The sequence below is a fragment of the Granulicatella elegans ATCC 700633 genome (assembly GCF_000162475.2).
GTDB classification, from domain to species: Bacteria; Bacillota; Bacilli; order Lactobacillales; family Aerococcaceae; genus Granulicatella; species Granulicatella elegans.
The window spans coordinates 301,771-316,133 of sequence record NZ_KI391971.1 but is presented as its reverse complement, the minus strand read 5'-3'; the positions used below and the strand labels follow the sequence as shown (position 1 = coordinate 316,133).

Genomic DNA, 14,363 nt, shown 5'->3' with positions numbered 1-14,363 from the left:
GATCACCCTCTCAGGTCGGCTATGCATCACGGCCTTGGTGAGCCGTTACCTCACCAACTAGCTAATGCACCGCGGGTCCATCCATCAGCAGAAGCCGAAGCCTCTTTTCCTTCTTCAGTCATGCGACTGTAGAACCTATGCGGTTTTAGCATCCGTTTCCGAATGTTATCCCCCTCTGATGGGCAGGTTACCCACGTGTTACTCACCCGTTCGCCACTAGATTGACCAGTGCAAGCACCGGTCGCTCTCGTTCGACTTGCATGTATTAGGCACGCCGCCAGCGTTCGTCCTGAGCCAGGATCAAACTCTCATGAAAATACATTCATAAGCTTTTGAAAGCTCATTTTAATTACTGACTTATTGTTTTTCTCCTTAGAGAAAAGAAATTGTTGTTTCTTCACTTTCGTGAAGTCCCTACACATTTGGTTTGTCTTCTTTGTTTAGTTTTCAAAGGTCAACATCGCTTATCGCGACAACTCCTATATATTATCATAGTCGTTTTTCTCTGTCAACAACTTTTTAAAAAATTATTTTTAAAATTTATTTTTCGTAATCGCTTCAAATGCGAACGTTCGTTAACAGTGTTTATAATTTACCATAGCTTTTTATTCTTTGCAAGTATTTTTTGTAACTTTTTTTATATTTTTCGAAATATTTTTTCTTATTATTTTCTTCCTTAACTAAAATGTTGAATTTAAAGCTTTTCTCTTATTTACTTCCGTTTTTAGCAGGTGTATACTATATTTGTAAAGCCGAAATAGCTCAGTTGGTAGAGCAACGCACTCGTAACGCGTAGGTCACAGGTTCGACCCCTGCTTTCGGCATATTTTATGTTTTAAGTTATTTTCATCATGTCAGAATGTTGTTAAATCAGCGTTTTACATTTCTACTATTTCCCAATTTTTAGTTTTACGGAACAATTTTGGAACAAATGAATCTTGTATTTATAAAGCCCTCAGACTTTTACATCTGAGGGCTTTTTTTATTTGATAACATTCTGAATAATCGTTAATACAACTTCTTTTGCTTTTTCCATACTTTCTAATGTGACAAATTCATATTGCCCATGTAAATTCTCTGCACCTGTAAATAAGTTTGGTGTTGGAATTCCTTTAAAGGTAATAATACATCCATCTGTTCCACCTCTAAATGGTTGGATATCTGGTTCAATCCCACATTGATGGTATGCTTCTTTTGCTACTTCTACTGAAGTCATATCTTCTTTTAACACTTCATACATATTAAAGTACTCATCGTAAATATGACATTCAATTCTTGGAACATCATACATTGTATTTTGTTCTTCTACAATTTTTGCAAAATTTTTCTTACGTTCTTGGAATTTCTCCATCGAATGGTCTCGAATAATATATTCTGCCTCTACCATTCCAATATTTCCAGATTGTTTAGCAAGCATATAAAATCCTTCATAGCCACTTGTTTTTTCTGGAACTTCTTGTTCTGGTAATTTTGAGAATAGTTTCGCTGCTTCTGCAAGGGCATTTACCATAACATCTTTCGCTTGTCCTGGGTGTACACTTGTTCCATTAATTTTTACGACTGCTCTTGCTGCATTAAAAGTTTCATACTCTAATTTTCCTACTACACCACTATCTAATGTATAAGCAAATTGAGCTGGCATTCTTTCTGATTTAAAGCGATGTGCACCTTTTCCGATTTCTTCATCTGGTCCAAAAGCTACCCAAATGTCTCCATGTGGAATTTCTGGGTTAACTAATAAATCGATGGCTGCTTCTAATATTGAAACTAATCCAGCTTTATCATCTGCGCCTAACAATGTTGTCCCATCTGTTGTAATAAGCGTTTGTCCGATATAATTTTTCAAATTAGGAAACTCTTCTACTCGCATCATCAGTCCTAATTCAGAATTCAACAATACATCTTCGCCATCATAATTCAAATGTACTTGAGGTTGTATATTTTCAGCATTAAAATCTGCAGTGTCAACATGTGCTACAAATCCAATTGATGGTGCTGTTTTACCTTCTGGCAAATTACTCGGAATGCAAGCTACTAAATAAGCATCTTCTAAATCTAAAGAAATATTTGAAAAGCCTAATTCCTTCAATTCCTGTTTCAACATTTGTAAAAAATCTAACTGACTCTTTGTTGTTGGCACAGCAGATGAGTTTAAATCACTTCTTGTATTAATCTTTGCATATCGTACAAAACGATCTAACATGCTTTCTCGCATTAGTAAGAGTCATCTTCTTTCACTTGATAGAATTCTAATTCCGCAATAGTTTCACGACCAAACATTTCAATCGTTACTTTAACTTTTTGTTTTTCATCATCAATTTCTGTCACTTTACCACTCATACCATCAAAAGCACCTTCAGTAATAATGACATAATCTCCTACTTTAGCATGTAAATCAACTGGTGCATGAGTTGGTACTCCTAAGCGACCTAATAATGTATCCACTTCTTCCGGTAATAATGGAGATGGTTTAGAACCTGCTCCATGAGAACCCACAAACCCTGTTACACCTGGAGTGTTACGTACAACATACCATGCTTGGTCAGACATAATCATTTCAACTAATACATAACCTGGGAAAGTTTTGTTAATCGTAACTTTCTCTTTTCCATCTTTTACTTCTACTTCTTCTTCCTCTGGAACAATTACTCTAAAAATATTTTCTTCCATCCCCATTGAACTAATACGTAATTCAATATTTGATTTTACTTTGTTTTCATATCCTGAATAAGTATGTAATACATACCATTCTTTTGCTGCATTACTCATCGTAACTCCTCCTATTATTTGTTCATACAAAAAAACCTTCTTACTTGAAGGTTTTTGCTTGAATTTATTATACCACTATTTTATAACTCTTGCGAATTATTTAATAATTAATTTAAATGCACTTGCAATCGCAAAATCCACTACTGTGAAAAATCCTAACGCAAGTAATACTGCCATCACAACTGTTAATGTATATTTATTAACTTCTTTACCAGTTGGCCATGTTACTCTCTTCATTTCTTTAACAACATTTACTAAAAAACGCATTCGAAACTTCTCCTCTCGATTATTTTGTTTCTCGATGTAGTGTTTGTTTATTGCAAAACTTACAGAATTTTTTTAACTCTAAACGTTCGACACGTTTGTTTTGTCCTAAAGTAAGTGTATAGTTTCTTGAGCCACATACACTACATGCCAACGCTGCTTTCTTTTGTGCCATATTTTCACTACTCTCTTTCTTCTACATGTATCCTATCTTCTCAATCATAAAATTCTCAGTGCCAATTGTCAAGCCTTAGCGAAAAAATATCACACTAATGACTAATAATACCATTTGCATGACATGAATCATTAACATATTTTTAATAGCTAATGCAAAAGTTGTTTTTTTCTCTTGTTTTTGAATGAAGAGTTGAATATTTTTATACACTGGAATTCCCACTACTAGAGTTCCTATCATTAAAATTGGTGCGATTTTAAATACAACTGCTAACACTATAGCTATAAAACTAATCAGATAAAGTCCTTGATATAATTTTAATGCTGTTGGTTTTCCAATATAATACACCAATGTATAGCGGTGGTTCGTAATATCTGTTTCTAAATCACATAAATTATTACTTAACATAATATTTGCAATCGTACATACTAACGGCAATGAAAGTAGTGCTACCTTAAAGTGATCTAACAACGCTAATCGGATGAATAATATTCCTTCTTCTAGTCCCATCCTTGCAAAACTGGCTTCTGGAGAATTTAAGAAAATCACAATCCAAAAAATTCCAAATCCCATTGTCACTCCAGACAATACTTCCCCTAATGGCATTCTTGAAATTGGAATCGGACCAAAAGTATAAAAAATCCCAATCACAAAACATAACATACCTACAAATAATAAAATAACGTTTGTTCTCACCACTAAAATGATTCCAATAATTGTTGCAACACCGACTAAACTTCCAAAAATCATTGCAGCTTGTTTTACTGTTAAAGCCGAAGTTCCAATAATATTTTCTTCTTGGCGATATGTTTCATTTTTTGCTTTGACATAATCCATTAAATTATTCATAACAGTCGTTGCCATATCAAAGCATACCATTCCAATAAAGAACAATGCCATATTCACTGCATTGAAATTCCCAAATGTCCAAATTGAATAGAGTAATCCAACTACAAAAGGAATGACACTGGCAATTTTCGTTCTTAACTCCACTAATTCAATGATATCTTTCATATTAATGCGTCCCTTCCCATGTATATTGATCATTCGTTAGTTTAAACGCATTTTTAATCGAATTAGAAACATAGACTTTCTTATCTCTTGTCATGAAAACTGCATCTACATCATCTTTTTGATTGACATATTTCAACCCTTCTTCTACACCAATTGAAAACATAGACGTCGACAACGCATCTCCACGAGTAGAACTTGAGACAATAATCGAAACTCCTGCAATATCATTTTCATATGGATATCCTGTTTTTGGATTTAAAATATGATGATAGGTTTTACCATCTACTTCTAAATATCGTTCATAAATCCCTGAAGTAACGATTGTCTTTTCTTTTTCTAAAATCGTTCCTAAAGTTTTACCACGACTTTCTAATGGATCTTGCAATCCAACATTCCAAGCTACCCCATCTCGTGCAGGAGAACCACCCATTACGACAATATTTCCCCCTAAATCAAGAACCGCTGTTGTCACTCCTTCTTTTTTAAAGAAATTCCATAATTGATCCGCAATGAACCCTTTCGCAATTCCTCCTAAATCTAATAACATGCCTTTTTGAGTTAAATAAACACTTTTTTCTTCGTCATTTAAAACGACATTTTTATAATTTACTAATGGCAATGCATCATCAATTTCTTTTTGGGATGGTTTTCTAGCATCTGGGAACCCGATTCTCCATAAACTTGTTAATGGTCCTACCGTAATATCAAAACTACCATCAAATTCTTCGCTATAAGCTAGACCTTGTTTAATAAGGTCATACACTTCATCGCTGACAGCAACTGCATGGTCTCCTGCCGCCTCATTAATCGCATCTACTTCAGAGCCACTAGCATTAACAGTAATTCTAGCTTCCAAATCTTTCACCATTGCAAAAGCATGTGTTAATAAATCTTCAGTATTTGGATGATAGATAGACAATGCTACTGCAGTCCCTAATAAGAAATCTGTTTTCTTCACAGGAGACTTAATAATTTCTCTTGGTGTTTTCACGGAAGCTGATGAAACAACTTCTGCATCTTGAACTTTCTTTTGTTGGCAACTCACTAATCCAATTGAACTTAAGGCAAGAGTTGTCACTAACAACCATTTATTGATTTTCATATATCTCTCCTTAATTGTATAAATTCCATTCAAATAGTCTACTAAATTTTTCACAATAACTCAAGCTAAACTCCTATTTTAAAAGAAAAAACCGAGCCTAAGCCCGGTTTATCATCAAATTAAAATTAGCCTTGAGGTGCTGCCACTTTAATTTCTTTAGTGTCACCTTTTTGAGCTGCTTCAATTAATTTATTTGCATATTCTACAAATGAAGTGTGAGCTTGAGTTGCTCCTGATACTACTTCAACATCTGATGGATTTTGTTTTTCTACTAATCCAATGTTGTATGCTTTGAAGTATTCTGCAGGGCCTGTACCCATTTTATCTTTCATTTGTTTTTCATAAGCTTCATCTTCTGATTTACGTTTACCATCTTTGTTTAAGTTATCATAGTCAGAAGATTTGATTTTTCCACCTTCAACTACGATAGTAAATTCTACATGCCAACCACGTTTGTCAGCTTCAGATACTAATTTGTAAGTACCGTCTTTTAATTCTCCTGAAGCAGTTGATTTTGCTGCTTGAGTCGTTTTTGCTGAAGAAGTTGATGAAGTAGTTGATTTTGAACCTCCACCACATGCAGTTAAAACAACTACAGATGATAATAATACAGCTGCTGTTGCTAATGATTTTTTGAATGTCATTTTATTCATCCTTTTCTCTTTATTTTAGAATTTTAGTAAATTCTTTAAATAATATTATATCATGTTCCTATAACTCATTGCAAATTCTAAAAATATCTGTAAAACAATAGTAAAAACATCCTATTGTCATAAAAACTCCAATCAATAGTCCACATTACTATCGATTGGAGTTCTTCTTTTTTACATCGTGCGTTCTAATAATTGTTTTGTTAATTGCGTTAACGTTGCCTTCATATCACTTTCAGGCAAACGCTCAATTTGAGATAATGCTTGTTTCGTATATTGCATTGCTAATTGTTGTGCTTTTTGCACCCCACCAGAATCCTGCACTAATTTTCTTAGTAACAATTTCTCTTGTTCAGAAATCTCTTGTTTTTTCTCTAGCAATGGAATGATTTTTTGAGACTCTTTTTCCAATGCATAAATTAATGGCGCTGTATAAATTCCTTGCGCAACATCTTCTAAAACAGGTTTTCCAAACTCTTGAGGAGTTACTTGATAATCTAAAATATCATCTAAAATTTGAAACGCCATACCAATTTGCTGACCAATTTTCTTTGCTCTAAGCGCATCATCCATTTGTCCTAATTTTGCGCCCATATAACAGCTAACCATAAATAGTTGAGCTGTTTTCCCTTCGATTCGTTTCAAATATTCTTGAAGTCCTAAATCATAGCGATAACGATTTCGCATTTGTGCTAATTCGCCTTCTACAACTCTTGCCATTCCATTAGTTGGAAGTGTAATTCCTTCTAAATCAGATAGATGAGTGGAAAGAAGTTGATAGCAACTTGTTAAAACAAAATCTCCAGCATAAATCGCTACACGATTTCCATAACGAGCATTCAGCGTTTCTTGCCCTCTTCTCATATCTGCTTCATCAATGACATCATCATGGAGCAATGTTGCGACATGTAGTAATTCTAAAGCAGCTGCAACAGCTCTTACTTGTTGCGGATTCCCATTATTACTCCAGTTAGCAAATAATGTTAGATAAGCAGGACGAATCATTTTCCCGCCTTGCTGTAACATCTCTACAATCGCTTGGTGAATGTCTTCATCTTCCATTTCAACACTATCTAACATTAAATGACGAATGGCTGATAATTCTTGTTTTAAAAACGGGTATTCATTCCACATTGAATGAATCATTTCCATAATTTTTTCTCCAATCACTATAGACAAAAAGCCGGCAAAGCCGACTTTTATCTTATTTAACGTTCTTGTTTATCTGCACCGAAACCATAAATATGTTTCGAAGTTCCATACCACCATTTACCAGCAGTTTTTTGGAACCATGGAATGAAGTAGTAATCTAAACCAAATGCACGTCCTGAACCGTTCATTAAAGCAATGGCTGCTGGGATAAACCACATATTTACCCAGTAGAACATACCTGACAATACAAATGTTGTTACTAATCCAACTGTTACGGCATTGACAATCCATGTTAAGAATCCAGCCATAATTGCTAAACCAATGGCTAATTCTACAAATGACATAATTGTTTGCATTACATGAGCTACTTCAACGTTTGGAATCATAATTTGCATAATTGAAGCAAACCAGTCTGGCATTTTATCTAATACCATCATTGGTTGTTCACCATATGAATAGTTAAATCCAAATGAAGTTGCTACTTCTGCTACTGTTTGAGTTGCTGCGCCACTTGCTGCTGCAACTGTTTCAGCAGCTCCACTTGCTGCACTTGTTGGTTCTAATAACCAAGGGAATGGGAATGCTAAATGCGTTCCATCAATCCAGCTATGTGCACCCCAAAGACCAAAGATTTTCTTCAATCCTTCGATTGTCCACATTCCACCATAGAATAAACGTAATGGTAATGCCCAAAGAACATTTCCGTAACGAGATAAATGTCCACGGAAGATATTACGACGATCTTTAATATGGAAGAATTCGTGGAATACATATTGAATCGCATAATATAATGAGAAGATTTCTAAGAAGTATTTGATATTTACTAAATGTTTCATCAACATTGCAAAGAAACCACTCAAGTGATATTTGCCCATTAAGAAAGCTACACCATAATGAGATCCAATTGAAACCATGAATCCATCATATTTTCCTTTATAAGCAACTTTTGCAGAGTTTTCCACATCTGCAATAATATTTTTCGCTGCTGTATGTCCAGTTTGTTCAGCTGCTTGAACGATTTGTGGAGTTGGGCGATTTTCTTTATCAGGTTCTTCGTAATAAGCTAAGTCCCCGATTGCATAAATGTTTTCTTCTCCATCCACTTGCATGAATTCATTCACGACTAAACGACCTGCACGAGCAGATTTGAATCCAAACACTTCAGATTCAGTATTCGCTTTAACACCAGCTGTCCAGAATAATGAGTAAGTTGGAATGACAGTACCGTCTACTAAACGAATGCTGTTTTCTTTTACTTCTTCGATTCCGTTCCCTTTAATCACTTTAATGCCACGGCCAGTCATGAATTTTTCAGCTTTAGCAGCATCTTTTTCATCTAACATATTTAAAATAGTTGGAACTGCTTCAACGATGTATAGTGAGAATTCACTTTCATCTAAGTTATATTGTTTTGCTAATACTGGAATCCAGTCCATGATTTCACCGACTAATTCTACCCCAGTAAATCCAGCACCACATACTGTAAATGTTAATAAAGCACGGCGTTTTGGAGTTACATGCTCTTTAGCTGCACGCTCTACACAACGAATAATATGTTCGCGCATTTTAATGGCATCTTCCATTGACCATAATGTAAATCCGTGCTCTTTCACACCTTGTACACCAAAGTCATTCGCTTCTCCACCCATACCGATTACTAAATAATCATATTGGAAAGATTTATACGTTGTTGTTACAACTTTTTTCGTTTTATCTAAGCTAACTACTTTATCCGTTACTAATTGAACATTTTTTGAACGTGCAAATAGTTTTTGTAAATCGTATTGGATTGCTTCAGGTTCTACACGACCTCCAGCTACTTCATGTAACTCCGTCATGTATGTTAAATATGGATGTTTATCAATTAATGTAATTGTGACATCTTTATCTTTTCTGAAATGACGTGATAATTTTTTTGTTGCTGCTACTCCTGCAAAACCTGCACCGATAACAACAATATTTGTTTTCGTCATTAGAAATCCCCTCTCATTTTGTAATTTTTTCACTTAAGCATTATAGTATAAAATCAATGGTTTGTCTAATTGTTTTTTAACCTTCTCATAAGTTTTCATAAATTTACATTTCTTGTTTTTCACGATATGCTTTTAATATTTTGACATGGTTTAAAGCATAATTTGCAGAAATACCAATCGCAATCCCTGCGAAAATTCCTACAATCGACATAGCCGGTAAATATAACAGTACTGTCCAAGATTTAGCAATAAAACTTGCGATAATTAATTGACCAAAATTATGTAAGATTCCTCCCGTTGCACTCACGCCAATTAAACTCACACGTTTCGGTCCTAATTGTTTAACAAGCAACATTCCTAATAAACTAAACGCCGCTCCTGCACTACTGTACAATAAAGTAGAAAAAGTCCCCCCTAACAAAGCTGTTAACAATGTTCTGAGTAATACTACTAATACCACTTCTTGTAAGGATAATGTATATAAACCGATGACCGTAATAATATTGGCAACTCCTAATTTAGCTCCCGGAGCAAACGCAAAAGGAAAGGGAATCGCTTGTTCTAGTAAACTCAAAATAATTCCTTGAGCTGTTAATAACGAAATAAATAACATTTTTTTCAACGTTAGATTTTGTTTCATTTATCTACCACCTCTCATTAAACTCGTCTTATAATTGTACCATAACTCTCAAAAATCTTAAAAAGATATCTAAAAAGCGAACATAAAAAAAGACCCCAAAAGCAGCATTCATGCTAACATTTGGGGCGATACGCCATTTACGAACGACGCATTAATAATTTTCTCTTCCATTCCATCACTTTTGGTGCAACATCTTGAAACATTGTAAACCAGAAACGATTTATCGGTAAATCAAATTCTCCAATATACTCCACTAAAATTGGATCAAAAGATTGTTTAAACTTAGTAATACCTGTATGATCTTCTGCATTACTTGAAACTCCAAACATATCATAATGGCGAATGCCTTTTTTATCATACAATTGTTGCATAATCCATGTTTGTAAAGCTTTATTTGCATTTAAGCCTGCATCATCTGTAATATTCGCTCCATATAAATAATACGCCGTTTCTTTATACGTTGCTACAAACGCTCCGCTTAACACTTTCCCATTTGGATATTCTTTACACAGCGCTTCTAACTCAATCACTTCTTGCTCATATTTTTCAATATTTTTTAACAAGCTTTCTCTTTGATTCAATAAGTTTGTCTTCTTTTTCTCATTTTGAGTACTTTCAACTTGTGAAGCAATTTTTTCCACCTCAGCTTTTGCTTGGTGAATTCTGTTTTCTGTTGATTCTTTTGCGACATGATAATCAATTTTTGCAAAATATAAATCCATCATATCGTGAGCATGTAAAGTTTCATAGATGGTTGTTAAATACTCTTTACTTCTCGCAATATATTGATCACGCTCAGCAGTAATACGATTTAACACTTCATAATCATCAATATCCTCGATAGTTCCTTTATAACAAACAACTCCACGTTTTTGTGCCATTGTGACTTTATATCTTTCTTTAGAAGAGAAAGTGTCTAAAATTCCTTTTCCTTTATCTTCTAATTCAACAATCATTGTCATTCTTGGTTGAATTCCATCAAACCCTAAATCTAGTGGTTGACTTACAAATCCTGCCTCTAACAATAATTGACGAACGGATTCTTGATTGATTCCACCTTCCACAATTGAAAAGTCATTCAATCGTTCTCTCCACATAATTTCAGGATCAATTTTTAACCCAAATACTCGTTTTTGTTTTAAATAAGCTTTCAAAGCTTGAATCACTTCTTTAAATTGTTCTGCATCATGATAATCCGTCACAATCCCTCTAGGAGCATACGCTAAATATCTTTTCACTACAGGAAGGGCTCGGTATAAAATCATCGTCGCTGCTACTGGTTCGTCTTGATCATTCATCACAAAAAGAATGTCATTACTCCATTCTCCTTTTATTTTCACTTCTCCCCATTCCGGAGTTTGAAAAAGAGTACAGTTTCCTTGAGTTTGTAAAAACTCATGATATTCTGCAATAGAATTTCTCATATCTTTAATATACATCTCTAACTTCCTCTCAACTATTGTCATTAAACAGTATGACACTTCTACAATGGATTGTCAAAAAATGTTAGAGATTGATGTTGTTCATATAACTTTCATACAAAAAACCGAGCTTTCGCTCGGCTTCTCATCTATTTTAAAATAGTTTTAAATATTGATCTAATTCCCATTGTGTGACTTGTGAACGATACGCTGCCCATTCGAATTTCTTCGCTTCCACAAAGTTACTGTAAATATGTCCACCTAATGCATCTTTTACAACTGTGTCAGTTTTCAAGCAATCAATCGCTTCTGCTAAACTACTTGGAAGATCATCAATTCCTACTTCTTTTCTCTCTGCTGTTGACATTGCATAAATATTACGATCAACTGGAGCAGGAACTGGTAATTTTTCACGAATTCCTTCTAAACCTGCACGTAAAATAGCTGCCATTGCTAAATAAGGATTTGCTGCTGGATCCACACTTCTTAATTCGATACGAGTAGAAAGACCTCTTGCTTCAGGAATACGAATTAATGGTGAACGGTTTTGAGCTGACCATGCAATATATACAGGCGCTTCATATCCAGGTACTAAACGTTTATAAGAATTGACTGTAGGGTTACAAATCGCTGTTAAAGCTTTCGCATGTTTCATAACTCCAGCAATGAAATAACGACAAGTATCACTTAGTCCATGCTCATCTGCTGGATCATAGAAGGCATTATTTCCTTCTTTATCAAATAATGATAAGTTGAAGTGCATCCCGCTACCTGCAATTCCAAATACTGGTTTTGGCATAAAGGTTGCATGCAATCCATGTTTACGAGCAATCGTTTTAACAACTAATTTAAAAGTTTGAATATTATCGCACGCTGCCACAGCTGATGCATACTTCCAGTCAATTTCATGTTGGCCTGGTGCTACTTCATGGTGACTTGCTTCAATATCAAAACCAATCTTTTCTAATTCTAGTACAATTTCACGACGACATTCTTCCCCTAAATCGACTGGGGCTAAATCAAAGTAACTACCTTGATCATTTCCTTCAAGCGTTGGTTCTCCGTTTTCATCTAATTTGAATAAGAAGAACTCTGGCTCTGGTCCTAAATTAAAGTTAGAAAATCCTAATTCGTCCATTTCTTCTAAAATACGTTTTAAGTTTGAACGTGGATCTCCTGCAAATGGTGTTCCATCTGGTTTATATACATCACAAATTAAACGAGCGATTGTTCCGTGTTTACTACTCCATGGGAATACAACCCATGTATCTAAGTCAGGGTATAAATACATATCACTTTCTTCAATACGAACAAAAACTTCAATAGATGAGCCATCGAACATCATTTTATTCGATAATACTTTTTTTAATTGAGTAATCGGCACTTCCACATTTTTAATCGTTCCTAAAATATCTGTAAAAATCAAACGTAAATAACGAACGTCCATTTCCTCAACTTGTTTTAAAATTTCTTCTTGTGTGATTGTCATTTTTCTCCACCTCTATAGTAATTTTTCTTGTCCGGATAATCTTCCAATATGCATAATTTCGTTATACAAAATTCGTCGAACATCTTCGTCCGTTAATCCATCATTTGTCGTTGATTTTTCTAACGGATTTTTTTTCACATTCGAATAAATTTTTTGAATCGCAACAATGGTTAATCCATCCGCCAAGTAGTCTTTAATTTCTAATAATCGATCTACATCATTTAACGAATACATTCTACGATTAGTGTCTGAACGTTCTGGTGTAATTAAACGTTGTTCTTCATAGTAACGAATTTGTCTCGCCGTTAAATCGGTCAATTTCATGACTGTTCCTATTGGAAATACTGCTAAAGAACGTCGTAATTCTTTTTCTCCCATTCTCAAACACCTCTCTTATTCTATATGATAGCTGTATTGTAAAAATAACTGACATAAAAGTCAAGGATTCTCTCACTTTTTATGTCACATTTTCTAACATGTGTTTTATTTCAACAAAAAAGACCAGGTTCCCCCAGCCTTTCCATGTTGTTATTAGTTTTCAGTTCCCCAAACTTCTTCGGCAACTTCTTTAATTAATGCTAATTTTGCCCATTGTTGTTCTTCTGTTAAAATATTTCCTTCTTCAGTTGAAGCAAATCCACATTGAGTACTTAATGATAATCTCTCTAACGGAATATATTGGCTCGCTTCTTTAATACGAGAAATTAACTCTTCCTTACTTTCTAGTTCTCCAAATTTTGAAGTGACTAATCCTAAAACGACTTGTTTATCACCAGAAACTTTTGCTAATGGAGTAAAGTCTCCTGCACGATCAGTATCAAATTCTAAATAATAAGCATTTACTTCTTCTTCTCCAAATAATTCATCAGAAATAGATGCATAACCACCACTTGCAGCCCAAGTAGAATGGAAATTTCCACGACATACGTGAGTATTTACAACTAATCCTTCTGGAACATTTTTATAAACAGCATTATTTAAACGTAAAAATGTTGCTGCTAATTCACGTCTTACTTCTTCTTTATCACGACCCTGTCCCCAAAGTGTTAAGAAGTTATCATCCACTAAAATTCCCCATGTACAATCATCAACTTGTAATGTACGTAATCCTTCATCAAATAATTGTTGAATCACTTCTAAGTATGCTTTTGAAATATCTTCAACCACATCATCAAAGTTTGAATATACACTATTTAATTGTTCCACATGTTCTTCATCACGAATTAATTCAAAATAGAATTGAGATGGTGATGGAATTGTAATACGAGCTTCAACTTCATCATTATCTGCGACTAAATCTCTTAAAAATGTATAGTGAGCTACGAATGGATGATTACGTCCATGAATCGTTCCTACTACAGTTGCTGAGTCTGGTTTTGTAACTTCATCATGAAATTGGTATCCTGTTTTGGCTTGAACATGTTTAATTCCTCCTAATCCCCAGAAGAAATCTAAATGCCAATAAGCACGACGGAATTCCCCGTCTGTAATTCCTTTATATCCCGCTGCAATTTCTTTTTTTACTAAATCACGAATTGCGGCATCTTCAAAGTTTTTTAATTCTTGGTAACTAAAGTTTCCTTTTTCATACTCTTCGCGAGCTTGTTTTAAATTTTCTGGTCTTAAGAAACTTCCTACTGTATCAAATTTAAATGGTGCGTGTTTTGTCATAGGTATTACCTCTCTTCTCTAACTAACGTAATTACATTGTAAC

14 protein-coding genes, 1 tRNA gene and 1 other annotated feature are annotated in these 14,363 nt (G+C 34.4%); of the genes, 1 reads left to right on the top strand and 14 read right to left on the bottom strand.

All coding sequences use genetic code 11. The annotated features are described in order from the left end of the window. Positions 1-258, bottom strand: a sequence feature (16S ribosomal RNA rRNA prediction is too short). Positions 259-751: 493 nt separating this feature from the next. After that, positions 752-824, top strand: a tRNA-Thr gene (locus tag HMPREF0446_RS01395). A 158-nt stretch (positions 825-982) separates the two neighbouring features. Here the strand turns inward: HMPREF0446_RS01395 and pepT are convergent. The 14 genes from pepT to HMPREF0446_RS01330 form a co-directional block, all read right to left on the bottom strand. Next, the gene (gene pepT, locus HMPREF0446_RS01390; RefSeq protein ID WP_006703975.1) at positions 983-2,215 is read right to left on the bottom strand and encodes a peptidase T; all 1,233 of its coding nucleotides are present in this window, start codon (positions 2,213-2,215) and stop codon (positions 983-985) included. Beyond that, on the bottom strand, positions 2,215-2,769 hold the full coding sequence (gene nusG / locus HMPREF0446_RS01385) for a transcription termination/antitermination protein NusG (protein ID WP_006703974.1): 555 nt from the start codon (positions 2,767-2,769) through the stop codon (positions 2,215-2,217). Before nusG ends, pepT begins: the two co-directional genes overlap by 1 nt. A 96-nt stretch (positions 2,770-2,865) precedes the next feature. Then, a complete protein-coding gene (gene secE / locus HMPREF0446_RS01380; RefSeq protein WP_006703973.1) occupies positions 2,866-3,036 on the bottom strand; it encodes a preprotein translocase subunit SecE in 171 nt (56 codons plus the stop codon). Between the two features lie 19 nt (positions 3,037-3,055). Continuing rightward, positions 3,056-3,208, bottom strand: a complete 153-nt coding sequence (rpmG, locus tag HMPREF0446_RS08245; protein WP_006703972.1) for a 50S ribosomal protein L33 — start codon at positions 3,206-3,208, stop codon at positions 3,056-3,058. 75 nt (positions 3,209-3,283) lie between these two features. After that, entirely contained in the window at positions 3,284-4,222 is a 939-nt protein-coding gene (locus HMPREF0446_RS01375; protein WP_020991258.1) for a 1,4-dihydroxy-2-naphthoate polyprenyltransferase, read from the bottom strand. A 1-nt stretch (position 4,223) separates the two neighbouring features. After that, entirely contained in the window at positions 4,224-5,324 is a 1,101-nt protein-coding gene (locus HMPREF0446_RS01370; protein ID WP_006703970.1) for an FAD:protein FMN transferase, read from the bottom strand. 125 nt (positions 5,325-5,449) lie between these two features. Continuing rightward, entirely contained in the window at positions 5,450-5,977 is a 528-nt protein-coding gene (locus HMPREF0446_RS01365; RefSeq protein WP_006703969.1) for an FMN-binding protein, read from the bottom strand. Positions 5,978-6,148: 171 nt separating this feature from the next. Next, a complete protein-coding gene (locus tag HMPREF0446_RS01360) occupies positions 6,149-7,126 on the bottom strand; it encodes a polyprenyl synthetase family protein (protein WP_006703968.1) in 978 nt (325 codons plus the stop codon). Positions 7,127-7,182: 56 nt separating this feature from the next. Further along, positions 7,183-9,099 carry an NAD(P)/FAD-dependent oxidoreductase gene (locus HMPREF0446_RS01355; RefSeq protein WP_006703967.1) on the bottom strand — a complete coding sequence of 639 codons (1,917 nt, stop codon included), beginning with the start codon at positions 9,097-9,099 and terminating at the stop codon, positions 7,183-7,185. 103 nt (positions 9,100-9,202) lie between these two features. Next, positions 9,203-9,739: a Gx transporter family protein gene (locus HMPREF0446_RS01350; protein WP_006703966.1), complete on the bottom strand. Its 537-nt coding sequence runs from the start codon at positions 9,737-9,739 to the stop codon at positions 9,203-9,205. Between the two features lie 137 nt (positions 9,740-9,876). Further along, entirely contained in the window at positions 9,877-11,178 is a 1,302-nt protein-coding gene (locus HMPREF0446_RS01345; RefSeq protein WP_020991256.1) for a lipid II:glycine glycyltransferase FemX, read from the bottom strand. Positions 11,179-11,314: 136 nt separating this feature from the next. Next, entirely contained in the window at positions 11,315-12,649 is a 1,335-nt protein-coding gene (gene glnA, locus HMPREF0446_RS01340; protein ID WP_006703964.1) for a type I glutamate--ammonia ligase, read from the bottom strand. A 12-nt stretch (positions 12,650-12,661) separates the two neighbouring features. After that, positions 12,662-13,027: a MerR family transcriptional regulator gene (locus HMPREF0446_RS01335; RefSeq protein WP_006703963.1), complete on the bottom strand. Its 366-nt coding sequence runs from the start codon at positions 13,025-13,027 to the stop codon at positions 12,662-12,664. 153 nt (positions 13,028-13,180) lie between these two features. Next, complete coding sequence (locus tag HMPREF0446_RS01330; RefSeq protein ID WP_006703962.1) at positions 13,181-14,320, bottom strand: 5-methyltetrahydropteroyltriglutamate--homocysteine S-methyltransferase; 1,140 nt, start codon at positions 14,318-14,320, stop codon at positions 13,181-13,183. Positions 14,321-14,363: the final 43 nt, after the last annotated feature.

What these genes read in the sequence shown, in the direction of transcription:
- HMPREF0446_RS01360 (WP_006703968.1), bottom strand. Translation starts at nt 7,126, where the DNA reads ATGGAAATGATTCATTCAATGTGGAATGAATACCCGTTTTTAAAACAA.
- rpmG (WP_006703972.1), bottom strand. Translation starts at nt 3,208, where the DNA reads ATGGCACAAAAGAAAGCAGCGTTGGCATGTAGTGTATGTGGCTCAAGA.
- HMPREF0446_RS01330 (WP_006703962.1), bottom strand. Translation starts at nt 14,320, where the DNA reads ATGACAAAACACGCACCATTTAAATTTGATACAGTAGGAAGTTTCTTA.
- HMPREF0446_RS01365 (WP_006703969.1), bottom strand. Translation starts at nt 5,977, where the DNA reads ATGAATAAAATGACATTCAAAAAATCATTAGCAACAGCAGCTGTATTA.
- HMPREF0446_RS01335 (WP_006703963.1), bottom strand. Translation starts at nt 13,027, where the DNA reads ATGGGAGAAAAAGAATTACGACGTTCTTTAGCAGTATTTCCAATAGGA.
- HMPREF0446_RS01375 (WP_020991258.1), bottom strand. Translation starts at nt 4,222, where the DNA reads ATGAAAGATATCATTGAATTAGTGGAGTTAAGAACGAAAATTGCCAGT.
- HMPREF0446_RS01350 (WP_006703966.1), bottom strand. Translation starts at nt 9,739, where the DNA reads ATGAAACAAAATCTAACGTTGAAAAAAATGTTATTTATTTCGTTATTA.
- HMPREF0446_RS01345 (WP_020991256.1), bottom strand. Translation starts at nt 11,178, where the DNA reads ATGTATATTAAAGATATGAGAAATTCTATTGCAGAATATCATGAGTTT.
- HMPREF0446_RS01370 (WP_006703970.1), bottom strand. Translation starts at nt 5,324, where the DNA reads ATGAAAATCAATAAATGGTTGTTAGTGACAACTCTTGCCTTAAGTTCA.
- pepT (WP_006703975.1), bottom strand. Translation starts at nt 2,215, where the DNA reads ATGCGAGAAAGCATGTTAGATCGTTTTGTACGATATGCAAAGATTAAT.
- HMPREF0446_RS01355 (WP_006703967.1), bottom strand. Translation starts at nt 9,099, where the DNA reads ATGACGAAAACAAATATTGTTGTTATCGGTGCAGGTTTTGCAGGAGTA.
- glnA (WP_006703964.1), bottom strand. Translation starts at nt 12,649, where the DNA reads ATGACAATCACACAAGAAGAAATTTTAAAACAAGTTGAGGAAATGGAC.
- secE (WP_006703973.1), bottom strand. Translation starts at nt 3,036, where the DNA reads ATGCGTTTTTTAGTAAATGTTGTTAAAGAAATGAAGAGAGTAACATGG.
- nusG (WP_006703974.1), bottom strand. Translation starts at nt 2,769, where the DNA reads ATGAGTAATGCAGCAAAAGAATGGTATGTATTACATACTTATTCAGGA.